The following is a 26,925-nucleotide window of genomic DNA, read 5'->3' as shown; positions in this document are numbered from 1 at the left end:
ATATTTTTCCTAATCATAATGTAATAAAAATAGGTGAGATAAGATAAATGACCAAAAAAATCAATTTTATATTCTATTTATTATTCATAGTCTTTATTAGTAGCAATTTCTCAACTAAAGTTAAAGCTGATCTACTAAAACCACAAACAGGCGCCGATGCACAACTAATCAGTGCTGTTAACCAACAGACTCCTAACACCCAAACTACTAGTCCATTACAAGCATCCCCTTTACTGGATAATCCCGCCCGCTCGGGCAGCGCTTATCCGGATATGCCCCAATATTCTGATATGGATGAAATTATCTACGACGGAACAAACCCCGATGTCGGCAATACCTATACCGTATATGTTTCGACACCCAAAGCTTTTTTAGAAGCCGTCTATGATGACCAAGCTCCAGGTGGCGTTTCACATATTGACCACATTATTTTAAAAAATAATCTGGATTTATCTAATGCCGGTGTGTATGGCTTTAGCGGTGGTGGCTATAGTTACGACTTCACGCGCCACTTCAAACTAACCATTGACGGTGCAGGCTATACGCTCAATTTTGGTTACAATAGCATTGCGCTAAAGGGTAATAACGCGGGCTTAGTGACCAGCAACTTATATAAAGAAGACTGGACTTTAAAAGATGTTAATTTGTTTAGCTCTTCATACTGGGGACCCATTGCAGGTAATTCCGGTAATTCACAAAATGTTGATTTAACCGATAACGCGGCGATTCAAGCCGCTGGCGGTTACACCCAAATCACTTATGATAATGTCAATTACGTGGGTTCACAAACCCATAACTCACTGAATGGCGTCGGCACGACTGCAATTATCATTAAGAATCGGGTTAGTTTGTCCTCCGTTCAAAAATATAAGTACCACGATAAAGTCTACACAACTGACTCCGACGGTAACCAACAAATCTTCGAAGCTTCGCGGATTACTTTTGATAAAAACAGCCATTTCTCCGGCTATACCTATAATGGCAACGGGATTGAGTTAACAGGGCCCAAAAACAGCGTGGTCTTAAAAGATGGTGCCCAAGTTTACCTCTACCCCCACGGCCAATCAGGTGAAAATAGCGGTTTTGGCTATGTGGAAAATCATAATTACGCCTTAGTGATGCACCCATCAGACTCTAATGCCACTTCTGATATTGACCTTTACGGTAATTCGCAATTAAATATTATTTCTAACGATGCTCCCGCCAAAGGCCAGTACTCTGACGGCACCAATGCACTGCGCAGTACCACTAATTTAGCTGGTGCCATTTATGTTTCTGGAGCCAGCAGTATTCACTTCCACAAAGAAGCCAGTGGCTCTCCCATTATTCGCCTGCAAAGTAATGACCAAAGTACCATGGATTACCAAACAGATGCCAACAATTTATTAGATGACCAAGGCAATATCAAGGATACCTCCGCGCAAGCCGTCGGCGATGCCGCTAGTTACGCTTCTAATCACGGTGCCGACTACGGCAAATATATTACGCCTGATAGCCCCAATGCCAAAAGTACGCTCAATCACAGTCTCCCCTTAGTCGATCTCAACGGCGGAAATATCACATTAGATCACGGGACTTTTGATGTGCAGTCTAATAACTTACACGACTTTGGCGGTAGTGGTACTACCCTAAATCCCCGATTTGGTAATTTAATGCGAATTGGTTCCAAAATGAACATTACCATCAAAAAAGATGGCGTTTTTAAATTACACGAAACCGGCACCAAACAAACAAGCAATAGTATGAATTTATTAGATACGGATGCGGGCTTAAATTTGAATATTTATAACCCTAAGGAAATCATGCTAGATTTAGGTAACAACGATAACGACAATGCTCATATCGTCAACGTTGAAGGTGGTAATGACAGCAGTGCGGGCGGTGACGTTATCGTCCAAAACACGACTTTTAGCGCCCAAGGTAATCCTTCACCAATCACTGGACCATCGCAGTCTTTAGGAACTGCTAATTACCCCGAACTGACCCTCGATAAAGTTCCAGTCCAAAGAATCGATGTCCCGTTTGCTTATTGGGCTATTCCCGCCACCTTATTCCAATCTGGTAACAAACAAATTTATGCTAAACAAGCGGATTTAATGCAACTAAATCAAGGGTTAAGCATTATGCACGGCAAAGAGTTTCACAAAATCGTCTTTGGCAAGCTCGGGAGTCCGACCATCACCAATCACACCGCGCAAATCATCCCTCACCAAGATGCCAGTGAAGACATGCATATCAAAGGCAGCGTCCAACCCTACAGCGATGATACCCAAGAAAGTTTTAACCCCACTCCACCTTTAATGCACCTGGTACTCAATCGCTTAGGTCAACAATATGACTTAGGGACAGTGACCAACTCCCAGCAAGCCTATGGAATCAAAAATGCTAATACAATTTTGCCGGTTACCCCCGGAATGTTGCTGGCCGACGATCAAGGCGTGCAAGATGGGGTGGCTGATCCGGATAATCTCGGTTCCTTAGTTGATAGTGTTGATGCCATGCCGCAATACGTTGCCGACACTGCCATTAAGTGGACCCCTGATGCAAAAGACTCGACCGTGCAAAATTACGATATCGATTTACAAAAAGTGTTAGCTAATTACAATACGCTGCACCCCACAGCTCATTTAGAATTTAATTCCAGTGATACTTTGCAGTTAAGTGCGGTGTCGAATTTTCAAGAAACGCCTAAGCAAACCATCGGGGTTACCAACCTTTCTTTAGGAATCCCCGATAAAGTGGATCAATATTTAATTGGTGATACGGTTAAAGTTCCCCTGACTTATTTTGATGGTGATGCAACTGCTAATAACATTAGTATTACGGGTCAGGTAAATGACGGTCGCAACGTTGATTTACAAAAGCACATTGCAATCACTTCGCACAAGGAACCCATCAAAGATTCTTCTTGGCAAATTGATAACATCACTAACCAAGCCGATAGCGATACCTCGACTCACCAACTACAGTTCCGCGGTCAAGATGATGCCAGTCCTACAAACGATTATCCACTCAAAAAAGAAGACCAGGCTACTTATCAATACAAAGTCTTGCCGTTTCCTAAGTACTCAGTTACCAAAACTGTGAAAAAGATTAACAAGGGACAAAATACTATCAGTCGGGGCGCTAATCATTTGCAAACCACTTTTAAACCGGTGGGGCAACATGCTTTAGACACGGTTCAATTTAAGCTAGGTAGTTTAACTTCTAATTCTACGGTAGCAACAACTAGTCCGCAACTGACATTTACTGCGAAGACTCCTGATGACCAAAAATCCATCCAAGTAGCGACGAATTCCAAAGATACCTATACCTTAACGGGCAAGGAATTTGGCTTTAGTGACGGCCAAATTCCGGCTAACACCACTTTCACAGTGGAACAACCACTGCAAGTTGTCGGTAAGAACAATAGTCGTTTAACTGGTCACAGTGACCAATTACTGGCGGTTGCTGCAGACAAAAGCACTCATTTTTTAGGCCAGAGTAAAATTCTCAATTATTTAATTACTGAACCAGATATTGAATTAGATGTTCCTCAGCAACTAGGTTTTAGTGTGATTTTAAAGCACCAAAATCAAACGATTTTTTCTAATACGCCTAGCGCTACTGCCAAATTAACGAATCACACTAAAAGTGCCACTAACGTTTCTCTCTTAGCCAGTTTCAGCGGTAATAAAATTTTGACACCCTTAATTTATTATCAAACCGCAAAGAGTGCCGCCGCTTTAGCTGATCCTGCAACAATTTTCACTGGCACACTCACTGCCAATCAAAAAAAGGACATTCAGCTTAATCCTTCCACTGCTACTAAGCAAGGACTTGCTTTAAAGATTCCAGCCAACGACACTGCGTTAAAACCTGGATCTCAGGGCGGTACGTTGACTTGGACGGTGCAAAACAGCTTAAAATAAATAGTTGAGTTTTAACTAGACCAACTGCCAAGCTAATATTATTAAAATAATATGTAATGTGTTACAATTAATAATGAAAAAGGGACTGGTGCTAACACACCAATCCCTGAACGATCCGCTTTAAAGGCGGTGACTAGTTATTTAAACAATTTTAAATCGCCCTATAACTTGCCAAAGTTACTGTAGGACGGTTTTTTATTACTTTTTGTGGTTCATGATTGTGGCAACTAATGTGCCAAAAGCAATCATCAACACCAATACCTGATAGGTATTCAAGTAAGACTGGATATCCTTTCTGTTGATTCTTCCGTATTCTCATACGCAAGCACCTCCTTGAGAACAAACAGTCACCGCCCATAAAACTTATCGCATTAATTATTTTAGCACATCGATTAGCGTGAACCACTTATTAATTTTAGAAAATGATTTTTCCCGAATAATATGTTATTATAATATTGAAAAAGGGATCAGTGCTCCAAACACTAATCCCTCAGCGATCCGCTTTAAAGGCGGTGACTAAATTATAGAATTTATTTGATCGTCCTATAACTCGCCAAAGTTATTAATAGGACGGTTTTTTGTTACTTTTTGTTCATGATTGCGGCAACTAGTGTGCCAAAAGCAATCATCAACATTAATACCTGATAGGTATTCAAGTAAGACTGTGTATCCTTTCTGTTGATTCTTCCGTATTCTCATACGCAAGCACCTCCTTGAGAACAAACAGTCACCGCCCATAAAACTTATCGCATTAATTATTTTAGCACATCGATTAGCGTGAGCCACTTATTAATTTTAGAAAATGATTTTTCTTGAATAATATGTTATATTGGTAATGAAAAAGGGACTAGTGCTACAACACCAATCCCTTAGATAAGGTTGCTAAGACAGCAGCTACTAAATTTTGGTAAATTTAATAATCGCTAGCCTTGCACGGCTAAGGCGATTATTTTTTTGTCTTGTTTTTCAACTTGACAATTTCTACAACCGTACGTACTCCGTTAACAAAACTGTTAACTAAATACGCAATGGCTAGTAGTTTCAACCGGCTACTCCTTTCCTTAGAATTGTGTTTACAGTTATTACACCATAAGTACCACCCCATTTCTGGAATAGCCACCGCCTTAGCATTTACTTTATCTGAAACATTTTAACATATTGCTTAATCTCTTTTCATTAAGTAAAAAGCCCCTTTAAGGGCCCAACAAAACACTACCAACCACTACTGCTCGTGATTTTTATTTGTTATTAATTTTTAAATGGATCAATATATTCTTTTTTACTAATACTATATTGGATCCGATCTTCCATTTCTTGATCGCGTATATATTTGGCGATCGTTTTTTGATTTAATACTACAGTACTTGCGTAAAATCCCCGAGCCCCAAAAACTAAGGTTGCCATAATTATATTCTAAATTGGCATGTCGTTAATGAATTATGACTACCCCCCTTACTTAGAGTACTTTTCTACGATATTTAGGCGTAAAAATAATGTGATAGGCTATTAATATCTTGTTTCAAGATTAGAAAAACTCTCTTTCGATAACAGTATTGGTTGGTAGCCAAAAACTGTTATATCGAAAGGGAGTTTTTAACGCTAAAGTTATTTCTGATTCCTACAAGTAAAACCTGTGGTTTATTTTCACCTTATATAAGCCAAAAAATCCAGCTCCAAATCTGCTAAAAATTTGGAGCTGGATTACATTTTGAGATTTTTCTATTGCTAAATACTTAAGGGTACAAAAATATTATAGCATGTGTTATCATTGATACTGAAAAAGGGATTAGTGCTGTCACACCAATCCCTTAGCGATCCGCTTTAAAGGCGGTGACAATTGTTATAAAACTATTTTAAATCGTCCTATAACCTGTCAAAGTTAATGTAGGACGGTTTTTGTTACTTTTTGTTGTTCATGATTGTGGCAACCAATGTGCCAAAAGCAATCATCAACGTCAATACCTGATAGGTATTCAAGTAAGACTGGATATCCTTTCTGTTGATTCTTCCGTATTCTCATACGCAAGCACCTCCTTGAGAACAAACAGTCATCGTCCATAAAACTTATCGCATTAACTATTTTAGCATATTACTCAAACTGCATGACTTTTCAATTTTGAAAAATGATTTTTGCCAAAAATGTATTGAAAAAGGGACTGGTGCTAGTACACCGATCCCTTAGAGATCCGCTTTAAAGGCGGTGACTACGTTATTAAGACATTTTTAATCGCCCTATAACTTGCCAAAGTTAGAGTAGGACGATTTTTTGTTGTTCATATCAAAAGCTCCAATGACTTTTAGTTTATTTAAAATGCAATTACCAACAATCATTTTTAATTCATCAACGAATTAGTGATTGACCACGTCAATTGTCCCTGATATTGACCACTTTGAAAGTTAAGCAAAGCCGTGCGTAAATCTAACATCAATCCGGCTACTTGTTGCCCATTAGCAGACCACCAAGCTTTTGAAATATCTGTTGTGTCAATCTTCGGCGTCTGAATAGTATCAACAGTCGCTGTTTTACTATCTACCAAAGTATCACTAGTACCTACTGTTTCTAAAGTACCATTATTTCTTTGCTGATATTTCAAAACATTACTCAACAAATCGTTATTATGATTCGTCAATGGTTCTGATAACCTAACTAATAATTGCCAATTAGGCTTTTGGGTAGTGTCCACCACTTGCAAGTTTTGGTTGGATGAACTCTCAGGCAAATGGTTTAATTGTCTACTTTGTGAAATAATCTTAGTGCCAAAATCTAAATTAGCAGGAACGCCTTGCAGCATTAGGCTACCGACCTCAGTATATACTATCTTGACTTCAACAGGATTAGCACTTGGTTTGGAACCGTCAGCATTCGCGACTGATTGATAGGTCACTGAAGCAGGGCGTGTTTTTAAATGATAACGATGATATTTAGTATAAATATCGTCGGGATAATTAGTAGTATCTTGGGCAAGATTCAAAGTCTCGCCTACCGAACCATAATAAGAAGCCGCGGGCCGGTTGCCGGTTTCCTCAGCGTTAGGTAACGGATTACCATTTTGGTCAACCGTATCCACTGTAATTTTACTATTTTCTCTAATTGTCAACTGCGCGGTGGTAACTCGGGGATTAATCGTCGTGAATTGGCCACCACTATCAATCCCATATAGGTAGATTTGATGTCCACCTTGTTTCGGTATAGCTAATGTCTTGAGATCAGAATCAACTTTAATTTGAGCTGGGTAAGTGGTATTAATCGGAGCCGAACTAGTGCCCGAGAAAGTTGTTAGTTGCTGACACTTTTTGATATCCGTTAAATTAACCAACTGCTTATCAATAGAGTAATACAGCGCCACGGTCGTACTATCAGGATCTTGAACTCGAACATCAAACTCAAATGGCGGTAATTGGTTACTATTCCAATCTTGCGCATAGGTATAACTGGTTTGAGTCGGTGTTAATGTTGGCGCAGTGTTGGCCCACTTTCTTTGCCAGACTAATGTTTCGGGCAGAATATGATTGGTTGCTAAATGACTATTTAAACTATCACTGTTAGAATAAATGGTACCTGCCGGGGCAATATCACTGCCGCCAGCAACGCTTTGCCAACCACCTACATTTTCATATTGGTAACCATTGTAAGTTGAGATTTGTCCTGCTTGGGGCATTGCTAAATCCGGCGAATTCGTAAACTTGGTATCCGTGCCTAATTGTAGCTTCCACAGTTTCAAATCCAAAGTGAACATTTGAGTCATGCCGGTCAAATGAGCAGTGTTAAAGGAACTTAAATTCAAAGTTTGCAAATTAGAACACCCGTAAAACATGTAAGACATATCAGCGACTTTGTTAGTGTCAAAGGTGCTTAAATCCAAAGTTGGTAAGTTATAACAGCCATAAAACATATACGACATATTAGTAGCTGATGAAGTTTTAATTTGACTAACATCCAAACTGGTCAAATTACTGCACTGATTAAACATTGACTTCATTAACGTTACATTACTCGTATCAAATCCCGCACCGAAGGTGATTTTTGACAAGTTGGAACACCCATAAAGCAGCCATCCCATATCAGTCACTTTACTAGTTTGAAAAGAACTTAAATCTAAATTACTTAAGCTGGAACAGCCGTAAAACATTGCTTCCATATTAGTAACTTTGCTTGTAGCAAACTTCTGACCAAAATCAATCTCCGGTAGCTTAGTACAATTATAAAACATGTAGCTCAGATTAATTACTTGACTCGTGTCAAAGTTATTACCAAAATTAATATGCGTTAAGCTGGAACAGTTATCAAACATATAACCGATGTCATGATTATTACTGGTATTAAAACTGCTCAGATCAATATCCGTCAAACTTGCACAATCGAAAAACAAGCTGCGCATTCCTTCTATATTATTAACATTCAAAGTCTTAAAATTACTTAAATCAACTTTCTTTAATGAAGTACAACTTCGAAATAAATTTCCCATCATAGTAGCTTGACTAGTATCCAAGTTTGTTAAACCAACAATCTGCTGTAAATTAGTTAAATTAGCAAATAAATAAGAACAATCACTATTTGTTTTCACACCGGGGGCAATCTTGACGGTGGTAATCTGATCGCGATAAGCAATCCAAGGACCGCAGCGATTCCGGTAAGTGCTATTAGGATCTTCACCAGGCATTGTATTGTTCACGGTTCCTATAGTTCCAGCATTAATATTTAAAATCGTATTGTTATCAGATAAATACCAATAACAACTGCCCAACGTCCCCGAAGTAACCGCAGTTGTTGGATCAGCTTGAACATTAATGACATTGTTCAACGTTGAAGCCGGTGCAGGGGACTGAGTTAAATTCTGCGGTACAGATAATAAATGCAGCACTGGTTGCGTGGTTATAGTTGTTGAACTCTTAGTATTACTTTGCTGTTGAATGCGAGATGTAGCTGCTTGTCCCCGCTGAGAAGTCGCTAATATGACCGTGTGCTGCGAGCATGCCCAGCTCATAATAAATAACAACAACGCAGTTATGAGCACTAACTTGCCAGATTTAAACATTTCCTGCACCACCCTTCTCTCGTTAATCGCCCCGTTCAGGATTGATTATTTTTACTTAAACAGTGTTTAATCCAAAGTTGCCATCAAATACTTTTAAGTCTCATCATTAATAACAGTCAGATAATATTTAATTCTTTTAAATGTTGTTTTTATCTTTTACTCTAAAATAATTAATCAAATTATATATTTATTCACTCGTAAAAACTGAATAATACATAATTTGATTCAAAAAATAAGATTTATATTATTAAACTTCGAAGAGATTATAGCACTCATCTATAACAAATAACAAATATTTTCCAATTTTTTCTAATAGTTAATTTTGAAATGTTTTTTGACATTTTTTAATTAGATTGCTTTTTTAAATATTTGTTGATGATCAATGCCGACGGCTGTAAATTAATATTGTCATCCAGAGTTAAAACAACAGCACTCACAGCACAAAAAAGACTAATTGTTTAATCCAAGAATTAAACAATTAGCCCTTTATTTTCGGTTCAATTTTACAGCGAATTAACCATCGACCACGTTAGCTTTCCTTTATAATCTCCAGCTAAAGCATTACGCTGCGCATGTAATTGCCACTGGTTAGCTCCCACTAAATCAGTCAAATCAATCCCACGTTCATTAATGCCAATACTATTACCAGAACTAGGCGTAATCTTGGCCACCTTAATACCGCTGCTTAAAACCGGCTGTTCTTGATATGCTAATAACGACGTTCCTTGTGGTATTAAGCCAACCGAGCCGTTTGTTAATCTTTGACTACCAGTATTATCATAAGCCACTCGGATCTCATAACCTTGAGCGGTCGCATTTTGAAAATAACTATTAACTTTTAACGCTCCCTTGGTAGCACGATTAGTCACGGATTGCCCCGCATTCACAACTTTACCAAAATCAATCGTCGTCGGTATCTCAGTAAAATAAGCGAAATTAGCACGCTGCAATATTAATATTGGCGCGTTAACAGTATTCCCTTGCCCAGAATTGAGAGGTGCTGAAGCATTGACATTATGTTGTAAAGTTTGATAACTACTATTATGTGCTCCAGATAAATCCCCTACGGCTACACCAGTAATCGTTAAACGCAAGTGATCGCCCGCTTTGAAAGCTTCTCCGCTGCGTTTTTTAACTACAATTGTTTGCGGCCAATTGGCATTTGTCTGATCTGTCATATAAGTAGTTACTAAATCAGTATTATTAATGCCGTCGCTCGCAAAAACATAATTAGCAAACTTCAAACCAGCACTGGCTTGTGTTGTAAAGACTAGCTGTGATGCCGTGGCCGTACTATCCGCAGCAATCTGATAGTCTAAATAAAAATCAATCGTATCTCCGGGAACATAATAATTGGTTGGTAAACTGCGCGTACGATCCACCGCGGTTTGCGTTAAATTGGCAGAAAAAGTTAATTTTTCAACTGGAATACTCAAAGTGGAACCATAAAAATCACTGGTTGGATGACTACTTAAATTCTGTTCTATGGCTGTCGCCTTAGGCGTCGTACTTAAAGTTGTTCCATTAGCACTCGTATTAATTGTCCCCAGAAAAGTAATCTTTGCCTTTTGGTTATCCTTGAGTACAATTGCATCAGCAGGGCTCAATTGCAGTCCTCGATTAGCAATATTATAAGCAACCGTTTTGTCCTGACCATTGGCGTAAGTAATTTTAGCACTTGTAACTTGGAAATCAGTGGGGAGCAAATTACTTAAGTTGGTGGTTTGATAAGCACTCGCAAAACCATCATTACCTAAAGTCACATCAAACTCAATTTGATCTTGGGGATAATTTTTGCCATCACTCCGGGAAACGTTGCGCCAAGTTTCTGTCAACCATGGTTTAGAATACGCACTAGCATTAATTCCCAAATCAACCGCGTAATGCTTAGTTTGACCAACCGCCAAATTAGTTACTGGCCACAGCAGAGCATACGCTGAATCGGGATAGGAACCGCCGCTTTTTGGTAATAACTCAGAGCCAGCAGGATAACTACCAACCTCTTGACCGGTAGCATTGGCTAAACTACTGCCCTTAAACACGGCAGTGCCATAAGCAAAAGTACTGACTCCACTCGTATTGCACTTGATATAATCGCCATAAAAACCCGCGAGCCAATGCGTAGGACCATCGGTAACATCGGTATTAATATTTAAACGATGATTTGGAGACTGGATATACATGCCCCGGTTATCCCCCAAGGCATAAACCGGTACCCGGTCACTAACATAAGAGCCAATCTGATCTTCATTTTCTAACTTCGTATCTTCCCCTTCAGCTACCACATAATTTTGCAATGTCGTTGAAACATTCTTAACATACAATTCCTGAGCTACGCCACCATCTGAGTAACGAGAAGTCCGCAACACTTCTTCCACTTCCAAAGCCCCAGAACGTAAGTATCCCATAATCTTAACTGCCTGGACTCTTCCACTGGCATCTTTAGAAACAAAATACGTCAAATTAGACATCGTTTGTAAAACTCCTCCTGTTTGCCCAATGGAGGTCGTCGTACTATCTAATAAGGCATAATCAACACTGGTACTGGGACCAATACTGACACCACCATAGAAAGCTTGAATATTGTTGGGAGTTCCGTTATCTTTTTGACCATCATGTAAGAAGATATTGGCCTTGCGGCTAGCAGTTAATTGACCCGAAATCGTAAGATCACCCCAACCACCAAAGGTAAAACCCATATTGACACTTTTACCTTGATTATTCGTAATAGCTGACGTTTGACCGAGCTCAATCCGGTTTTGAGCCGGCGACCAAGTCAAGCCATCATCAATATCTGTAGCTTGTGGCGGATTAACTGCCAAATTACTGACAGTAATGGTCGGCGCCTGTAAAACTTGATTATTCGGTAACGTAACTGACCCCACTTGTTTGACCAGCGGGGCAGTCACATCATTGGGATCAGCATTAACATTATTAACGTGTAGTTGCAAAATCAAAGCCCAACTAAATAATAAAATTACTATTGATAAAATTTTATCGTTACGCATTAGCCTCACTATCCATAATATATTTTAGAAAATATTTATTCAAAATATAATTATCAAAATTACAGCAGCAGTTATACTTTTATCGATAATAAAACGCCTACAGATGGGGATTACATCAGTTTTTTGTCAGTATCATTTGTTAGAGTATACCATGAATCACGAATTTTGTTGAGTAATATATTCATTATATCTAATATTTTTTTATATTTAATAAATATAAAAATATTTAGATTTAATTACTAATTATTCTTTTTAATGTAAATTATTAAAGTAAAACCATTATTATGTAACATTTGAATTAATTCATTGGCTTTTCTAAAGCACAAAAAAACGACTGTGGCTTTTTTGAACCATCAGTCGTCTTGTTTATCTCTTAAATTTTAAGCTTGTTGCTCGTACCAACGCCATTTACTTTGAATAATCTTCTCACATAAATCAGGATAACTAATCCCCACGGCAGCCGCTTCACGCGGAATCAAAGAGCGCGGCGTCATGCCCGGTAGTGAGTTAGCTTCCATGACGTAAGCCCCTTCTTCACTTACCAAGAAATCAATGCGCCCGTAATTTTGCATATCTAAGGCCGCAAAAGTTTGGCGCGTCAACTTTTCTAAAACTTGCGCTGTTTCATGATCCAACTCGGGTGGTGTAATGAATTGCGTTTGGTTATTATCTTGGAACTTATGCTGAAAATCATACCAACCAGTCGTCACCACAATCTCCACGGGTGGCAAAACTTCGCCATCAATAATGGCCACCGAAAATTCGCGCCCTTGGATGTACTTCTCAATCAAAGCTTCCTCGTCAAATAAAAAGGCATCCTCTAAGCTCGCCGCCAAATCCGCATATTCGCGCACAATGTGCGTACCTACACTCGAACCACCATTAGCCGGTTTTACCACAACTGGAAAACCAAACGGAATGTCCGCTGGAGCGATTTGCGTGGTTTTGGTCGTTATATAAGGTGCCGTAGGAATTTGATTTTGCACAAAAACTTCCTTAGAAAACTTCTTATTCATTGCCAGACCGGAAGCTAAGGGACCGCTACCCGTGTAACGAATATCAAAGACATCTAACACGGCTTGGACTTTGCCATTTTCGCCATCTTCACCGTGCAAACCAAGATAAACCAAGTCAGCAGCTTGGCAAATCTTGAGTACGTTTTTGCCAAGTAAGCCACGCGTACCATCCGTGCGCAAAGCATTAATCTTTTCATCTGTGAGCACTTCATCATCAATCACTAACTTGGTCTCATCCGCTAATTGCGTCGTGAAAAGATCTTCAACCTTCTGATTGGCCGCTAGTTCTTGGCCCAAGAAAGAATCCACCAAGGCTACAGAGTAGCCTTTAGAGCGTAAAGCATTGGTAATTTTGACACCAGACGATAGTGAAACATTGCGTTCGGTGCTGCGGCCACCGGCCAAAACAACTATTTTCATTTGTTTAACTCCTTTAATTAAATTGAAGTTCATTTATCGGTCGTACTTAGAACCTTGAGTATAACACATTTAATTAAAGAACCAATAGAAAATCGTTCCTCCTGGTAGCTATCTACCACTGAAATGTTTAGCAATAGTAACTCCAAGCAGCATAAATTCTAACAATTTTCTGCTAATCATTGACCGAATAAGTTTGTCATTACATAAGTACTCTTTGCGCGAAAGTAGTCAGTAATTTGTTAAGTTGTTATAATAATCCTAGATCCCCATGAGGAGGAAAACACCATGAAATTACGAACACGTTTATTAACCTTATTGACTGTGTTAATTGGTGGCTGGTGGCTAACGACGACCACCACCCAAGCGGACAATAATTGGGACACCCCGGTGATGACCTTAGGAACTTCATTGTCCAACGCCCAAAAGCAAGGGACGATTGACGTTTTATCGAATCAAATCCAAAATAAAAACTTTCAACAAATCACCGTCACCGGTGCCACGTTAGTGCAATACCTCAATCCGGCAGGCGATAACTTCACGGAGCAATCAGGCGTTTGGTCCTCAGCTTTAATTGAAAAGACCAGCCGTGGTTCGGGCATTAACGTCCAAATTTTAAAATATGACGGTCACAATAACATCACCACGATTACTGCTAATCAATACCGTAATGCGGCTTTAACCGCCGGGATTAGCGACGCTAATATCTACGTCACTTCGGCCACTCCGATTGATGGTTCGGGTGCCTTAGCTGGTGTTTACGCCGCCTTTGCTCAAAATGGCCAACAACTCAATGAGAATCAAGTCGCCGCAGCGCAAAATGAAATGGGAACGTTAAGCCAAATTAGCCAACAAAATAAGGGCCAACAAGGCTATAGTGATACCCAACTCAACAACGCGATTGCGCAGGCTAAGAGTCAAATGGCCAAGATTGGGAATAACGTGACGGTTAATCAAATCACCAATATCGTCAACAACACGATTCAAAATAATAATCTGCAAAACATTATTACTGATAATCAGAAACAAAAAATCATTAACTTATTGGTTCAAATTCGGGATTCCGGTGCTTTAAAAAATGGCAACTTTCGCCAGCAGGCCAATAAATTAAGTTCGGATATCAAAAGTCATGCCCAAGATTTATTTAACAAAGTCAATACTCCCCAAAATCAAGGCTTCTTACAGCAATTGTGGACTAAAATCGTCAACTTCTTTCAAAATTTGTTTTAATTGATATGTCAAAAGGCTAGGTATCAGTCAGCAAGACAGCGACTTTGATCCTAGCCTTTTTTATTAACTTAATTATCTTCATGATTAAATAAGCGGTTTTTATAATAAGTGAAAAATGATTCCCGACCGGTGATAATGGAACCTTGTCCCGCCATGCCATAATGCAAATTAGCAATTTGTGCCGCTGGGACTTTTGCCAATGCTTCAACGACATAATAATTACTCTTACCCACAGTCACCGGTGCAACACTAATGGTTTTAATGCGTCCGCTCAAGACAATGGGGGTCGGCACATTGCGACTGATTTTAACTCGTAAAATTTGCTGGCGCCGTACGGTTGAAATATCATTGGGCGCAACATAAGCCTGCAATTTGAGTGGTTTTTGAACCGTCAACGGCGGATAAATTTGAGCCAGCGGATTGCCCGTGCCCACCAATTTATTACGCTGATTGGGATTTAACACGTGGACGATCCCCGTAATCGGCGCTTTAACTTTCAAATCATGCGTGGAATCTTGAACTTCTTTGAGTTTTAAATTATTCTGACTTTGCTTTTGTTTCAGATCTATTTGTTGTTGAGAACAGGACCTCAATTGTTCCGCTTGTAAACTAGCCAATTTTTGCTGATTAGTTGCCACATCGTATTGACTACTATCAAAATCGCTTAACTCTAATTTTTGCTGAGTCGTCGCTTGAATGCTGTCTTGCAACTGGTCAATTTGTTGCTGAATATTGGTTAAAGCATCTGCTTGCGCAGTGCTCGGATCTTGGGTTTGTTTGGCTGTGAGATAAGCTGTATATAAATAACGATAAGTGGAATTGCCCGGATCAGAGCCTTGCTTAATCGCTTGGGCAATATTTTGATAAGCAGCTAATTTGGTTTGCGCTGTTTGTAAACTAGTATTTAAATTCGCGATCAGCTTATTCTTTTTGGCAGTATTCGTTTGGGACTTTTGTTGTAACAATTCATTTTCCAAGAGATATACTTGGCGTTGATTTTGATAACTGTGATACAAATCCTCATAACCAAATTGATCCGTCTGGGCAAACAAATCTTGATTTTGCTGCAGGCTATTATTCAAAGTGGTGAGTGCCGTTAACTGTTGTTGAAATAACTGTTGTTGTTGCCGTAATAAAGTCAACTGATGCTTTAAAGATTGGGACTGATAAGTGACCAATAGCTGCCCCTTATGAACGTGTTGTCCTTCTTTTAAATAATCATGCGTAATTTGATTATTACTCGTCGATTGTAAAATGGAAACTGCTTTGCCCGAGGCGACTTGACTAGGCGCCTTAATCGTAATTTCACGTTGGCCAATCAAAGAAAATAAAATTACTAACACAATCAAAATGGCCACCGGCACAATTAATAATGTCGAAAAGTTATTAAAGCGCGCATGATAAAATTCACTACTCTCTAATTGAGACTCATCCATTTAAACCACCTCCCGTTGCGTTTAATAAGCGGAAGTATTCGCCTTGTTGGGCGACTAATTCTTGGTGCGTTCCTTGTTCAATTAATTGGCCCTGTTTTAAAACGACAATGTTATTGGTTTTTTCCGCAATTGCTAAGCGGTGGGCGATAAAAATCACCGTTTGTGGCAATTTTAAGAGTGCCGCCACCAACTTAGCTTCCGTAATAGCATCTAGCCCACTGGTTGATTCGTCAAAAATCAAAACTTGCGCCGGTGATAATAGTGCCCGTGCAATTGTTAAGCGTTGCTTTTGCCCGCCAGATAAAATATCGCCATTTTCATCAAGTTTGGTTTCATATTGTAAGGACATGTGTTCAATGTCGGATTGAATTTGCGCCACCGCACAAGCTTGGCGAATGTCTTCAAACGTAACCCCCGGGCGATTGCCTAATTTGAGATTATCCAAAATCGTCCCCGAAAAAACATACGGGTCTTGCGGTACATAGACAATCTGGTGCCGCAAAGCGGTTTTATCAATTTCTTGGACGTTATGATCATTAATCAACACTTGTCCTTTGGTCGGTTCAAAAAAATCAACTAATAGTTTGACCATGGTGGACTTGCCCGAGCCACTCATCCCCACGATTGTTAACTTGGAACCCGCTTGAATCGTTAAATTGATTTGGTGCAAAACGTCTTGACCGTAACCATAGCGGTAACTCACATTTCGCAATTCTAAATCACCATGCAACAGCTCCTGTTCTTTCAGCGGACGTTCTTGATTAAACTCCGATTCCACCAAATATATTTCGTTGAGTCGATTATTAGCTACCTTGGCACTTTGAAGTTTAGGTTGCAGGTTCACAATATTTTGCAGCGGATTAGTAAAATAAGTCAGTAAGGCGTTAAAGGTCATTAATTGGCCGACTGTCAGCACATTTTTGACCACCAAATTGGATCCCACCCATAAAACTACGACGCCGAGTCCTAATTGCACAAAGAGCTTGAGGGCTTGTTGTAATTGATCAGCTTTGGTATATTTTAAATTTTTTTTGAGTAAATCCACAAATTCATGATCAACTTTTTGATAACTCTGTTCTTCGCTCGATAATGACTTGATCGTTTCAATTCCGTGCAAGTCTTCAATAATGGAAGAATCTAACACTGCACTGCTTTCCATTTGCTTGCGATTCAAGGTTTCAAACGGTTTATTAAACGCCCAAATAATTACAATATAAATCGGCAACGCAATTAATGTAATTAAAAATAACGTCCCGTTTTGCAGCGTTAAAACTGTCCCCATAATAACCACGATGGTTAAATCTAAGCCAATCGAAATAATGGAGCTCGCTAGCGCATCAATAATTTTGTTGGCGTCATTAAACCGCGAAATAATATCGCCTGTTTTGCGCGTGGTAAAAAACGACATCGGCAATTCAAAAATATGGCGCACATAGCCTAAAATAATCTCAATTGATAGCCGCTGACCTAAAATTGCCAGTAAAAAATTTTGCGCATACGAAAAAATTGCCTGAAAGATGTAAGCCACTACTAAACCCAGCGCAATAATTGATAGGGTGTGAATCATATTATTGGGAATATATGTATCAATTAAACTTTGGAGAAAATATGATCCCAAAATACTGATTAACGTCACTAATAGTGCGGCTAAAATAATGTTGACTAATAATTTTTTTTGCTTGAAAATTACGGGCAAGAATTGTGCCAATGAATTCTTTTGTTGGTCTTTCACCGGCTGATACGTTGGTTTGGGCGCAAAAAACAAACTCACCCCCGTCCACTCTTGGTTAAACTGCTCGTAAGTCATTTTAGTGACGCCAACATCTGGATCGGGATCAGCAATCAACACGCCTTTCTGTTCTGCCTTGAGCACGACATAATAATGTTCCAAGGCTTCATCTTTCACGACGTGCGCAATAAACGGATATGGAACATCCTTCATTTGAAATAACGAAGCATCAGCTTGCACGGCTTGAACTTCCAAGTCAAAATGTTCCGCGGCCTTTTTTAAGCCAAGGGCTGTGGTGCCTTCATTCGTTGTCTTAGTAAAAGTGCGCAAACGCGCTAAGGAAAATTCCGAACCATAATTTTTCAAAATCATGGCTAGAGCTGCCACACCACAATCTTCTTCATCAACTTGAGGAATATAAAGTTTTTTGGGATTCATCAACACACTCCAACTTGTCTTTAAATTAAGCTAAATAATAATTTAGCAGATTCTAGACATTCATTAAAATGAAAAATCTACTAATATACTTAATGTAAAACCATTTTTCTCAAAGTACAAGCTATCTGTGACAGACATTATTACCTAGGAAATATTAATGACAAATAACTTAAACAGTAAAATATTTTAAATCCATAATATAATTTTGAAAGACGCTTTAAAAGCTACTATAAAAACATCTTAAAAGTCGTTATAAAAAAGAAGATTTTGAAAAAGTATATAATTTGCCATTGAACTTGGGTGAATCGTAAACCGGAGCGTGATTTACATATTAAGCCAGATTGGTTATTGATGCTGGTTCACACGTAGAGCTTTTCAGATAATTAAATACATTCAAAATCCTGCCTAGCTAACAAGCTAAGTAGGATTTATCAATTGCAGTAAAATTACAAAATCAAAAATAAACTAATACTAAAAATAATGTATACGACCGTTTTGCCAATGTTTGTCCAATAAAATTTTGTTTTATTCTCAGCTTTAATTGAAGTGTGGGCAACTTTAGTTTTCCAAAATAAAGCTGTCCAAATTACGGCACCAATAATGTAGACACCAATTAGGACTACGAACAAAATATGATAATTGGTTATCGACAAATGGGCTACATTTCTCTGCAAAATTACATTGCCTAAACAAATTGCTAAAGTCCATAACATTAAATTAACGAAATCAGAATTTTTCTTAGAATGGATTGTTTGCTTCATCTCCATGCCAACGCCAGTAAAGGCACCATCTTTTTGAGCCATTTATTACTTCCTCCAAGTTTATTAATTGTTTATATTATGAGTTTTTAATTTTGATAATCGCCAAATTAAATAACAAATTGGCACAAAGAAAACAACAAAAGCTAGCGCCAATGGCCACCATGGATTGACTGGCTGAACGCCAGTAATGCTTGGAGCAAAATCCAATAAAAAATGTACAACAATAGGTAACGTAAATCCATGAAAGACAATACGCAAATATGCTAAGAACAATCCCATAATCAAAGCCATGAACATTTGTTGAACGGTAGAAATGAATGATTGTCCCTCAAGAAAATTCATTAAGTGTAATAGTGCAAAACAGACACTACTCCCAACGGACGCCCACAATAAGCGATAGCGACTATTTTGTTTCCATTGCCAAAACAGATCAAATAATAAGCCACGGTTTAATAACTCTTCAAATATGCCTGCCGCAGCAGCTATCAAAAAGATATTAAAAATTTGTAATGGCTTTTCTTGTAGCGCATTAACCACCCCTACAATTGTTCCGTTAAACAAAAAGTACAAGATCATATAAATTAAAGCTACAAAGTAATAGACCAATCTATGAGAGAACTTAGCTGTCACCAATACCTTAACAGGTTCAACCTGTGATAAACGTCTAATACCAACAATTGCTAAGCTTAAAACAGCTGCCAAGATGAACTTAATCACACCTAAGCGAAAATTGTTATCGTTACCGTATTGAGCCAATAACGCATCTACTCCAAAATAAACAATTATAATACCAATTGCCAACTGTACTTGTTTACTTAACTTCATTCAAGTCACACTTTAAATTTAATTTTCATCACATATGGTTGTTGGACGCTGAAATAAGCAAAACAACTAACACAATATCCAACATTATTGCACCCAACGACTTACTAAATCGCTTCACTAAGATTAGTGAAAAAGTTCAAATTTTTATTCAGGTAAATATGGTTGTAAACCAGTCAACTTTTGCCGGAAATTTTGTTGATCATAAACATAGTCAATTGATAAATCAATCGTAATAGTTTGCGAATTTTTTAAAGTTAACGTTAAATTAATTGGATTCTTAGCAGCCAGCATTCCTGGCAAGAAAGCCCCGTAAGCAGTGGAAACTGGCAGTGGCAAATTAACATCAGTAAATTTATCATGGCGCCCTTGAATTTGATAAGATGACACCTCATCAATTGCAACACTTTGTGGTTTTTTAAAAGGCAATAAAACTAAGGAAATCCGCTCACCAAAACTAGCTGTAGGATAATAATAAATTCTCTGCTCATCAACTTGTAAATAACCATCTAACGTGGCAACTTTCCGCGTATAATTTAAAATCATCAAAATAAAAACTACTACAAATACTGCGACACCTAAACCCACGTTCCAAACCGATCCAACAAACAAGCCAAACACTGCACCTATTAACAAACTCATTATTAATGGACGATATAACGGTTTACGACCAAAAGTTAACATAATTTAACTCCCCCTGTAAAATAGCATTTTATTATACGCTTACATTTAAAGACTTTTTCTTCAATTTAACAAGCTTCATTTCTCAGACACTACTTATTTGGGGCAATATTTCCCTGGAAATATTTGGCTCAGCTGAAAAATTCGTAATATAATTAAAACATTGTTTATTAAGTCAAAACTTAGGGGTACAAACAATGAATATTGGCGAAAAAATCAAATTTTACCGTCAACAACAAGGATTAACTCAAGCGCAACTGGGACAAAAAATTATGGTTTCTCGCAAAACTATTTCTGGCTGGGAGAACAACCATAGTATTCCCGACATTAACATTCTTATCAATTTATGCGATATCTTTCAGACGAGCTTAGATGATTTAATTCGTAACGATCCCCAAGTATTAGATCATTATGAACAGCAAGAAAAGAAACTATCACGTTTCAAGCATTTAAAACTATACATTTATTGGCTACTGCCAATATTATTAGGACTAAACTATTTTAAATTTTTTGGAACGATTCCTCAGGTACGCTTTGTTTTTACAACAATGGTCGTGATTTTGATATTTTATCTTTATCTTTTTGATGATTGGCAAAGATTCCAACAACACCGCCTACTGTTCCGTCTCATGATCTCTAGTATATTGGCATTCATTTTCAACCTTTTAATTTTGTTATTTAACCAACATATTATTAATACTTTTTCAACTAACCACGTCTTCGATTTGGGCCTGTGCATTGGTATTTTACTAATGACTCTTATCAATACTTGTTACTTAATTATGATTTTTAATTTGTATCCTACAAAATATTACTCAAAATCGTAGACAAGTTTAAAAAACAAACATTTGCTGACTGCCATTTGTGAACGTTAATCATTGAAAAATAGACGTTAAAAACAAGCCGACCTTTTCTAAAAAATATTTATTAAAATAAAAGTTGTAAGTTACAACGACTTACGTCAATAAAAATAGTTGATGGAAAGGAGTACAACCAATGAATAACTTTCAGATTATTGATAATATTAAACTGCAAAGTGTTACTGGTGGTGGTAAAGCTGATTATAACTTTGGTTACGGCATTGGCCACGGTCTACACAAGGGATGTAATAGCGTTAGTTCTTGGCTTCATAAACATTTATAAAAATACAAGATGAATAGTATTGATTTAACCAATACTATAATACAAGTATTTAATAAAAGGGAAGCATCTTTTCGCTTTTTAGTTTAGTAAAATAACAAACTACACAAAATAACGAGGAGTCAATAAATATTGAAAAAAGTTTTAATTTTTATAGCTGCTCAAATTCCATCACTGGCAGAGACTTTTTGGAATAATGAAAATAAATATCACGCGTGGTGCCAGTTAAAAAATAGTTGAAATAAAAAGCCTGACTAGGCTACACTTTAAGTTACCTCTAACAAGAAAGTGATAGCCATGTCAGACCTACTTAAGTGTAACCAAGAATCTCTTAGCTTGCAATCTTTAATTCAAACTTGGATTAACATTTTAACGCCACTCTATCAAGAATTTGTCCCTATTACTATTCAAAACCTCCGCAATGTGCATTTGGCTAAATTATCAGACGTCCAATTATTAGCTTTAATGGTGTCTGCAAGTACAATTGGTATCTCTAATCAACGTAGTTTTTATCGTTTATTAAGCTTGTTAAATTTGTTTGATTTACCAGAAAGATCAAGATTTAATAGTCTCACCCAAAGATGTGATGATTTATTTCAATACATTAGAACTGGTATCGTTAATCAGAAAATTAAACCAAAATATACGATTATGAAATCAAATATTCGATATTAAGCGCAACCATGACCGTTATTTAGCGTAATTCGTTATAACAATGTTTATTTGTAGATAATTTGGAAAAAATAATTAGCACAACGCGTATTTTATTTTTCAAATATAAAATATATTAGTCCCAAAAATGTTGCCAGTAAAAGTAAAGCATCTATAATAAAAGCAAAAATATTAGTATCCAAAAATTGCTTTATATGCTCCAGACAAAAATAATTTATTACAGATAAAATAACTATTATTAATCTTTTATTACAATGGCTTTTTATTAATTTTTTAATCATAATGAACTCCATTTCTACAAATACAAAACGAGCCAAAGAAATTGATATTTCTTCAGCTCATTAAAATCACTTACAAAAGCAGCTTTTTGTTATCCCCATTTAATTCCTTGTTCATAATGTTGAGCGTAGTAAACATTGTTATTACATGCAACATGTGACCAATAACCAACTCCATACCAAAATTTTGATTCCCAATTTCCTCCATTGATATTATTCAATGCTTCAGTATCAATTTTATCAAAATTATTAACTTTAAAGTTTTGGGTCATTTTACTATTCCTCCATAATTAATTAAAATTACATTATAAATTATCTTTTATGACCAGCATGCTTCCAACCAGAATAAATATTGCCAACGTGGCTTATAGCTGAACTTGCTATATTACTACCGACAAATCCCAATATTCCGCCCCATGCACCGCCACCATTAATATTAGTCATATCAGCTTCAGACAAATTATTAAAGGCACTATTTTTATTAAAGTCAACCATATAAATTTCTCCCTTAACTATAAATTTAATGATATAAATATCCGTAAATTGATTAACTAGTATTTAATTTTCGGACATCTTTATATTATTTTAAAATAGTTATACTCTCAAGCTGCTTAATTAAGACATTCAAAGTTTTCCATTAAAAATATACTATCTTAGTCCTAACAGTATTATCAATGCTGTATATCTTTAATCAACGTAGTTTTTATATCCTATTAATCTTTAACAACTTATTTACTTCCTGCTAATCAAATATATTCTAATTAGAAATTCAACTTATAATTAAAGACTCCCGGTATCTTTAAAAATAAGACATAAAACTACCTATAATTTTAAACAACAGAATATTTATACTGAAACTTAATAACCATTGTCATATAATGTAAATATGTAAGCGAATTAATATAATTAAACCAGGAGTATACATAAAGATGACAATCGGTGAGAAAATCAAATTAAATCGGCAAAAGCTGAACTTAACCCAAGAACAACTGGGACAAAAAATAATGGTTTCGAGGAAAACTGTTTCTGGTTGGGAAAATAATCGCAGTATTCCGGACATTAATACTTTAATTGATCTAAGTAATTTGTTTGATCTTTCCTTAGATTATTTAATTAAAGATGATGCCGTGATTTTAGATCACTATGAAAAACAAGAGAAAACTGCTAACCATAACCACTATATGGAAAGCTTTTTATATGTATTGTTGATTCCGTTATTATGTTTAAACTACTTACATTTATTTGGTCAGTTACAGCAGATTAAGTTTGTACCTTTGTTAACATTAATCGTCTTAATTATGTATTTATGTTTCTTCACTGATTGGCAAAGATTCCAAACAAAAAAGAAACTAGTTTGGTTACTAATTTCTTTTGCTGGATCTTTAATAGTTAACATTGCTCTTTTGATTAATAACCCTTACATCACAAACATATTATCAAGCGATTCCAATGCAACGCAAACTCTAGGAACATCCATTAGTATGCTAATAATAATTATTATAAACACATTTTTATTAGCAACACTTCTAACCCTATATCCACTTTGGATTAAAAATAAATCCGATTATTTGTCAAAAAAATACAATAGTGCTAGTTAAATTTAAATACTAGTTAATTATCCACTAGCTGAGCTGGTGGCTTTTTTATTTAGCCCTAAAAGGGCTCTCACCCGACGCAAAAAGTCCCTTTAAAGCCCCAGTCAACACACTACCAACTGCTACTACTCGTGATTTTTATTTGTTCTTACTTTTTAAGTAGTATTTTCACTAACATGTGAATATAATCTGGCGTCGCATGTGCTTCAATAATTTCCAATTCTTTTAATTCACACAAACGCCTTAAGATTAAGACAAATGTCTGGCCGTAATTCTCCATAGATTACTTTTCGACGATATTTAGGTTAAAAATAATGTGATACTTACAATTCCATCTTGTATGTGCTAGGCTATTAATATCTTGTTTCAAGATTAGAAAAACTCCCTTTCGATAACAGTATTGGTTGGTAGCCAAAAACTATTATATCGAAAGGGAGTTTTTAACGCTAAAGCTATTTCTGACCCCCACAAGGGTTTATTTTCAACTTATATAAATTAAAAACGCCAATAAAAAATTCATCAGCGTTAATTATTAAATAGTATTAATTAGTAAAAGATTTAAATAATGGCTTAAATCCTACCCATAAATCATGCCACATATTTTTCTTTCCCCCAATAACACTATTTAATTCATTATTACTTAAATTTTTAAACTCATTTACATTTTTCATTTAATTTTCCTCCTTACATCCTTTAACATAACGTGAACTTGACCCTGGTTTCAAGCTGAATATCTAAGACATCAACAATTTTTACTTCTAGCTTACATCTGATCCATTGTCCGATTTAACAGCTCGTCAACAAAGACATTACCGGCATTATCCGCGTGTCCTTTTGTCCATACAAATTTAATTTGAGGAAACTGAGGTAATAAGGCGGCAATTTGCTGCCACAACTCGACATTTAAGACCGTTTCGCCGGATGCTTTTTTCCAGCCACGGCGTTGCCACCCCGCTAACCACTTTTGATTAATAGCATTTAAAACATATTTAGAATCCATCACAACTGCAATTTTTAACCTATTGAATTGTAAATCCACTAAGCGCTGCAAGCCCATTTGCAGCGCGGTTAGTTCCATTTGATTATTGGTTGCCCCTAAACAACCCTGAGTGCCAGAAAATTCTTTTCCTGCACTTTGAATTAAGTACGCCCACGCGGCTTTATCGCTAGCTTTGACATGACCACCTAAGACATTGCCCGTATTACGCGTGCCACCATCAGTATACATTGTCACTTGCGCCGTCCAGTTTGGCGCTTTTTTAGTAGCAGTGGCCGTGGCCGTCTGCGCAACCATAAATGTTTGGGCTTGTTTTAAAGTAGGAAAACTTTTGAAAATTGCCCCTTTGAAACCTTGAACTTGTTTTTGGCAATCGGGCCAATTGTGATAAATTCCCGGCTTTCGACCCTTTTTAACTGCATAATATTTTGGCATAATTTCTCCTTGAACCTAGAATTACTAGTTTAGAACCTGTATCATATTTAATAGTTAACTTTAGCTAGTAAGAGGCACTTTCTCCATGAAACTTTGGCATTCTTCCAAGCATCAGACCGCAACTATTCCCATCTGTAAATTAGACGAACGAGTTTCCGTTGATTCGAGCACTGAACAAATCCCCACTTTTTATCTTCATGGCTTTCGTGGTGGTAATTATACCACGGAAAAAATGGTCGGTTCGGCGCAAAAAATGACTGGTTCACCCGTTTTTTTGCGTGCCACGGTGGATTGGCAGAGTAAGATCCATTATTCTGGTTACTGGTCCACCGCCAAATATCCAATTGTCCAATTAATTTTTAAAGATCGCTGGATCCCGTCTAGCACGATGGAACGTTGGTTTAATCAAATCTTAAGCGACTTATACCAACGTTATCACTTTCAACAGTATAATGCCATTGGACATTCGCTGGGTTCCGTGGCCTTAGTTTCCTATCTAATTAAAACTTACAATCGTCCCTTACCCAATATCAATCGCTTGGCACTGATTGCCGGTCCGTTTGACGGTTTAGTCGCGTTTGGTGATTTACCTAATATTAACCCTTTAGCAGTTTCCGGCAAACCCGCTTTTATGACGCCCAAATACTTATGGATGTATTTGAATCGTTTTAAGTTTCCTAAAACAGCACGGGTTTTAAATATTTATGGTAACATCAATGACGCGTCCAACACAGACAAGTATGTGTCCGTGAGTTCTGCGCGCTCCATTAAATACCTTTTACAAAATCACGTCCAGGAGTTTCAAGAATACAGTGCCTTAGGCGTGAGTGGCGAACATTCGCAAATGCATGATGACGAAGACGTGCTCAACAAGATTAATAATTTTATTTATCCCGAATTTACTACAACTAAGGAGGATTAATTTGCCACAAGTTAATAACTTACACCCCATAATCACCGCCCATTATCAACTGGATTTTCTCAGTTACTTATCTGGTCAAGAACTACAAAAATTTTTGGCCGTGGACTTACCCGAGTCCGCACACATCATTAATCACGCTATGCAACAGACGATGGCTAATCAAGCCGTCATCTGGGGCGTTACAGCCAAACAATCAGCCACCATTTTAGGACTGATCACGTTAAGTCATTTTGCAACCACGCCACTAACTTTAGATTTAAACTTTAAGCAAGCTGTGCCTGAAGAAATTTTGACACGCTTAAAACAGTTAATTCACGTGCAATTTTCCAACCAGGCGGTCCAAGTCACGCCGTCATCCAAGAATGCGACACAAGTTCAACAATTTTTTAATCATTAAACCT

At 37.3% G+C, this 26,925-nt stretch carries 24 protein-coding genes and 3 pseudogenes; 9 read left to right on the top strand and 18 right to left on the bottom strand.

All coding sequences use genetic code 11. From position 1 onward, the window contains the following. Nucleotides 1-47 precede the first annotated feature (47 nt). The gene (locus AC3B6D_RS00740; protein ID WP_489774693.1) at nt 48-3,911 is read left to right on the top strand and encodes a pectate lyase-like adhesive domain-containing protein; all 3,864 of its coding nucleotides are present in this window, start codon (nt 48-50) and stop codon (nt 3,909-3,911) included. Nucleotides 3,912-4,062: 151 nt separating this feature from the next. Here AC3B6D_RS00740 and AC3B6D_RS00735 read toward each other — a convergent pair whose 3' ends face one another. The 7 genes and pseudogenes from AC3B6D_RS00735 to AC3B6D_RS00705 form a co-directional block, all read right to left on the bottom strand. After that, the gene (locus AC3B6D_RS00735; protein WP_489774692.1) at nt 4,063-4,230 is read right to left on the bottom strand and encodes a hypothetical protein; all 168 of its coding nucleotides are present in this window, start codon (nt 4,228-4,230) and stop codon (nt 4,063-4,065) included. Between the two features lie 224 nt (nt 4,231-4,454). Then, complete coding sequence (locus tag AC3B6D_RS00730; protein WP_489774691.1) at nt 4,455-4,610, bottom strand: hypothetical protein; 156 nt, start codon at nt 4,608-4,610, stop codon at nt 4,455-4,457. Between the two features lie 549 nt (nt 4,611-5,159). Continuing rightward, nucleotides 5,160-5,340 (bottom strand): annotated as a pseudogene (locus AC3B6D_RS00725) (IS200/IS605 family transposase); the annotation flags it as partial. A gap of 450 nt (nt 5,341-5,790) precedes the next feature. Then, complete coding sequence (locus AC3B6D_RS00720) at nt 5,791-5,931, bottom strand: hypothetical protein (RefSeq protein WP_489774690.1); 141 nt, start codon at nt 5,929-5,931, stop codon at nt 5,791-5,793. A gap of 313 nt (nt 5,932-6,244) precedes the next feature. Next, a complete protein-coding gene (locus AC3B6D_RS00715) occupies nt 6,245-8,947 on the bottom strand; it encodes a BspA family leucine-rich repeat surface protein (RefSeq protein ID WP_489774689.1) in 2,703 nt (900 codons plus the stop codon). A 503-nt stretch (nt 8,948-9,450) separates the two neighbouring features. After that, nucleotides 9,451-11,955, bottom strand: coding sequence for a hypothetical protein (locus AC3B6D_RS00710; RefSeq protein WP_489774688.1), 2,505 nt, complete (start codon nt 11,953-11,955; stop codon nt 9,451-9,453). Nucleotides 11,956-12,335: 380 nt separating this feature from the next. Then, nucleotides 12,336-13,391 (bottom strand): D-alanine--D-alanine ligase family protein, encoded by a 1,056-nt coding sequence (locus AC3B6D_RS00705; RefSeq protein WP_489769291.1) that lies wholly within the window; start codon nt 13,389-13,391, stop codon nt 12,336-12,338. 285 nt (nt 13,392-13,676) lie between these two features. On the opposite strand from AC3B6D_RS00705, the gene AC3B6D_RS00700 reads away from it, so the two are divergent. Then, a complete protein-coding gene (locus tag AC3B6D_RS00700) occupies nt 13,677-14,618 on the top strand; it encodes a DUF1002 domain-containing protein (RefSeq protein WP_489756997.1) in 942 nt (313 codons plus the stop codon). 68 nt (nt 14,619-14,686) lie between these two features. On the opposite strand, the gene AC3B6D_RS00695 is transcribed toward AC3B6D_RS00700, so the two are convergent. Together AC3B6D_RS00695 and AC3B6D_RS00690 are read right to left on the bottom strand one after the other, a co-directional pair. Beyond that, entirely contained in the window at nt 14,687-16,054 is a 1,368-nt protein-coding gene (locus AC3B6D_RS00695; RefSeq protein ID WP_489769292.1) for a bacteriocin secretion accessory protein, read from the bottom strand. Beyond that, nucleotides 16,047-18,221 carry a peptide cleavage/export ABC transporter gene (locus tag AC3B6D_RS00690; protein ID WP_489774687.1) on the bottom strand — a complete coding sequence of 725 codons (2,175 nt, stop codon included), beginning with the start codon at nt 18,219-18,221 and terminating at the stop codon, nt 16,047-16,049. The genes AC3B6D_RS00695 and AC3B6D_RS00690 overlap by 8 nt, the downstream gene beginning before the upstream one ends. 237 nt (nt 18,222-18,458) lie before the next feature. On the opposite strand from AC3B6D_RS00690, the pseudogene AC3B6D_RS00685 reads away from it, so the two are divergent. Next, nucleotides 18,459-18,575, top strand: a pseudogene (locus AC3B6D_RS00685) (type II toxin-antitoxin system mRNA interferase toxin, RelE/StbE family); the annotation flags it as partial. Between the two features lie 92 nt (nt 18,576-18,667). Here AC3B6D_RS00685 and AC3B6D_RS00680 read toward each other — a convergent pair. The 3 genes from AC3B6D_RS00680 to AC3B6D_RS00670 all read right to left on the bottom strand — a co-directional run bounded on the left by AC3B6D_RS00680 (nt 18,668) and on the right by AC3B6D_RS00670 (nt 20,488). Next, nucleotides 18,668-19,024 carry a hypothetical protein gene (locus AC3B6D_RS00680; protein WP_489769294.1) on the bottom strand — a complete coding sequence of 119 codons (357 nt, stop codon included), beginning with the start codon at nt 19,022-19,024 and terminating at the stop codon, nt 18,668-18,670. Between the two features lie 21 nt (nt 19,025-19,045). Then, nucleotides 19,046-19,807 carry a CPBP family intramembrane glutamic endopeptidase gene (locus AC3B6D_RS00675; protein WP_489769295.1) on the bottom strand — a complete coding sequence of 254 codons (762 nt, stop codon included), beginning with the start codon at nt 19,805-19,807 and terminating at the stop codon, nt 19,046-19,048. Nucleotides 19,808-19,951: 144 nt separating this feature from the next. Next, on the bottom strand, nt 19,952-20,488 hold the full coding sequence (locus AC3B6D_RS00670) for a hypothetical protein (protein WP_489769296.1): 537 nt from the start codon (nt 20,486-20,488) through the stop codon (nt 19,952-19,954). 194 nt (nt 20,489-20,682) lie between these two features. On the opposite strand from AC3B6D_RS00670, the gene AC3B6D_RS00665 reads away from it, so the two are divergent. The 3 genes from AC3B6D_RS00665 to AC3B6D_RS00655 all read left to right on the top strand — a co-directional run bounded on the left by AC3B6D_RS00665 (nt 20,683) and on the right by AC3B6D_RS00655 (nt 22,300). Next, nucleotides 20,683-21,312, top strand: a complete 630-nt coding sequence (locus tag AC3B6D_RS00665; RefSeq protein WP_489769297.1) for a helix-turn-helix domain-containing protein — start codon at nt 20,683-20,685, stop codon at nt 21,310-21,312. 169 nt (nt 21,313-21,481) lie between these two features. Continuing rightward, complete coding sequence (locus tag AC3B6D_RS00660; protein WP_489769298.1) at nt 21,482-21,628, top strand: hypothetical protein; 147 nt, start codon at nt 21,482-21,484, stop codon at nt 21,626-21,628. Between the two features lie 333 nt (nt 21,629-21,961). Then, complete coding sequence (locus AC3B6D_RS00655; RefSeq protein ID WP_489769299.1) at nt 21,962-22,300, top strand: hypothetical protein; 339 nt, start codon at nt 21,962-21,964, stop codon at nt 22,298-22,300. Between the two features lie 89 nt (nt 22,301-22,389). Here AC3B6D_RS00655 and AC3B6D_RS00650 read toward each other — a convergent pair whose 3' ends face one another. From AC3B6D_RS00650 to AC3B6D_RS00640, 3 genes are all read right to left on the bottom strand, one after another. Then, nucleotides 22,390-22,578, bottom strand: coding sequence for a hypothetical protein (locus tag AC3B6D_RS00650; RefSeq protein WP_489769300.1), 189 nt, complete (start codon nt 22,576-22,578; stop codon nt 22,390-22,392). A gap of 89 nt (nt 22,579-22,667) precedes the next feature. Continuing rightward, nucleotides 22,668-22,847 carry a ComC/BlpC family leader-containing pheromone/bacteriocin gene (locus AC3B6D_RS00645; RefSeq protein ID WP_489769301.1) on the bottom strand — a complete coding sequence of 60 codons (180 nt, stop codon included), beginning with the start codon at nt 22,845-22,847 and terminating at the stop codon, nt 22,668-22,670. A gap of 40 nt (nt 22,848-22,887) precedes the next feature. After that, nucleotides 22,888-23,070, bottom strand: a complete 183-nt coding sequence (locus tag AC3B6D_RS00640) for a hypothetical protein (protein WP_489769302.1) — start codon at nt 23,068-23,070, stop codon at nt 22,888-22,890. Between the two features lie 434 nt (nt 23,071-23,504). Between AC3B6D_RS00640 and AC3B6D_RS00635 the strand changes: the two genes are divergently transcribed. Continuing rightward, the gene (locus AC3B6D_RS00635; RefSeq protein ID WP_489774686.1) at nt 23,505-24,173 is read left to right on the top strand and encodes a helix-turn-helix domain-containing protein; all 669 of its coding nucleotides are present in this window, start codon (nt 23,505-23,507) and stop codon (nt 24,171-24,173) included. Nucleotides 24,174-24,333: 160 nt separating this feature from the next. Here AC3B6D_RS00635 and tnpA read toward each other — a convergent pair. From tnpA to AC3B6D_RS00620, 3 genes and pseudogenes are all read right to left on the bottom strand, one after another. After that, a pseudogene (gene tnpA / locus AC3B6D_RS00630) lies at nt 24,334-24,540 on the bottom strand (IS200/IS605 family transposase); the annotation flags it as partial. A gap of 172 nt (nt 24,541-24,712) precedes the next feature. Then, nucleotides 24,713-24,841: a bacteriocin gene (locus AC3B6D_RS00625; RefSeq protein WP_489774685.1), complete on the bottom strand. Its 129-nt coding sequence runs from the start codon at nt 24,839-24,841 to the stop codon at nt 24,713-24,715. 92 nt (nt 24,842-24,933) lie between these two features. Next, nucleotides 24,934-25,605, bottom strand: a complete 672-nt coding sequence (locus tag AC3B6D_RS00620) for a ribonuclease H family protein (protein ID WP_489774993.1) — start codon at nt 25,603-25,605, stop codon at nt 24,934-24,936. 82 nt (nt 25,606-25,687) lie between these two features. On the opposite strand from AC3B6D_RS00620, the gene AC3B6D_RS00615 reads away from it, so the two are divergent. Both AC3B6D_RS00615 and AC3B6D_RS00610 read left to right on the top strand, forming a co-directional pair. Continuing rightward, nucleotides 25,688-26,524 carry an alpha/beta hydrolase gene (locus tag AC3B6D_RS00615; RefSeq protein ID WP_489774684.1) on the top strand — a complete coding sequence of 279 codons (837 nt, stop codon included), beginning with the start codon at nt 25,688-25,690 and terminating at the stop codon, nt 26,522-26,524. A gap of 1 nt (nt 26,525) precedes the next feature. Continuing rightward, the gene (locus AC3B6D_RS00610; protein ID WP_489769306.1) at nt 26,526-26,921 is read left to right on the top strand and encodes a hypothetical protein; all 396 of its coding nucleotides are present in this window, start codon (nt 26,526-26,528) and stop codon (nt 26,919-26,921) included. Nucleotides 26,922-26,925: the final 4 nt, after the last annotated feature.

The sequence above is a fragment of the Bombilactobacillus sp. ESL1097 genome (genome assembly GCF_058107205.1).
Note: the sequence above shows the minus strand (reverse complement) of the source record. Positions and strands in the feature narration are given on the sequence as shown.

Excerpts from the sequence above, each read along its gene's own strand:
- AC3B6D_RS00740 (WP_489774693.1), top strand. The coding sequence starts at position 48 with ATGACCAAAAAAATCAATTTTATATTCTATTTATTATTCATAGTCTTT.
- AC3B6D_RS00735 (WP_489774692.1), bottom strand. The coding sequence starts at position 4,230 with ATGAGAATACGGAAGAATCAACAGAAAGGATATCCAGTCTTACTTGAA.
- AC3B6D_RS00730 (WP_489774691.1), bottom strand. The coding sequence starts at position 4,610 with ATGAGAATACGGAAGAATCAACAGAAAGGATACACAGTCTTACTTGAA.
- AC3B6D_RS00720 (WP_489774690.1), bottom strand. The coding sequence starts at position 5,931 with ATGAGAATACGGAAGAATCAACAGAAAGGATATCCAGTCTTACTTGAA.
- AC3B6D_RS00715 (WP_489774689.1), bottom strand. The coding sequence starts at position 8,947 with ATGTTTAAATCTGGCAAGTTAGTGCTCATAACTGCGTTGTTGTTATTT.
- AC3B6D_RS00710 (WP_489774688.1), bottom strand. The coding sequence starts at position 11,955 with ATGCGTAACGATAAAATTTTATCAATAGTAATTTTATTATTTAGTTGG.
- AC3B6D_RS00705 (WP_489769291.1), bottom strand. The coding sequence starts at position 13,391 with ATGAAAATAGTTGTTTTGGCCGGTGGCCGCAGCACCGAACGCAATGTT.
- AC3B6D_RS00700 (WP_489756997.1), top strand. The coding sequence starts at position 13,677 with ATGAAATTACGAACACGTTTATTAACCTTATTGACTGTGTTAATTGGT.
- AC3B6D_RS00695 (WP_489769292.1), bottom strand. The coding sequence starts at position 16,054 with ATGGATGAGTCTCAATTAGAGAGTAGTGAATTTTATCATGCGCGCTTT.
- AC3B6D_RS00690 (WP_489774687.1), bottom strand. The coding sequence starts at position 18,221 with ATGAATCCCAAAAAACTTTATATTCCTCAAGTTGATGAAGAAGATTGT.
- AC3B6D_RS00680 (WP_489769294.1), bottom strand. The coding sequence starts at position 19,024 with ATGGCTCAAAAAGATGGTGCCTTTACTGGCGTTGGCATGGAGATGAAG.
- AC3B6D_RS00675 (WP_489769295.1), bottom strand. The coding sequence starts at position 19,807 with ATGAAGTTAAGTAAACAAGTACAGTTGGCAATTGGTATTATAATTGTT.
- AC3B6D_RS00670 (WP_489769296.1), bottom strand. The coding sequence starts at position 20,488 with ATGTTAACTTTTGGTCGTAAACCGTTATATCGTCCATTAATAATGAGT.
- AC3B6D_RS00665 (WP_489769297.1), top strand. The coding sequence starts at position 20,683 with ATGAATATTGGCGAAAAAATCAAATTTTACCGTCAACAACAAGGATTA.
- AC3B6D_RS00660 (WP_489769298.1), top strand. The coding sequence starts at position 21,482 with ATGAATAACTTTCAGATTATTGATAATATTAAACTGCAAAGTGTTACT.
- AC3B6D_RS00650 (WP_489769300.1), bottom strand. The coding sequence starts at position 22,578 with ATGATTAAAAAATTAATAAAAAGCCATTGTAATAAAAGATTAATAATA.
- AC3B6D_RS00645 (WP_489769301.1), bottom strand. The coding sequence starts at position 22,847 with ATGACCCAAAACTTTAAAGTTAATAATTTTGATAAAATTGATACTGAA.
- AC3B6D_RS00640 (WP_489769302.1), bottom strand. The coding sequence starts at position 23,070 with ATGGTTGACTTTAATAAAAATAGTGCCTTTAATAATTTGTCTGAAGCT.
- AC3B6D_RS00635 (WP_489774686.1), top strand. The coding sequence starts at position 23,505 with ATGACAATCGGTGAGAAAATCAAATTAAATCGGCAAAAGCTGAACTTA.
- AC3B6D_RS00625 (WP_489774685.1), bottom strand. The coding sequence starts at position 24,841 with ATGAAAAATGTAAATGAGTTTAAAAATTTAAGTAATAATGAATTAAAT.
- AC3B6D_RS00615 (WP_489774684.1), top strand. The coding sequence starts at position 25,688 with ATGAAACTTTGGCATTCTTCCAAGCATCAGACCGCAACTATTCCCATC.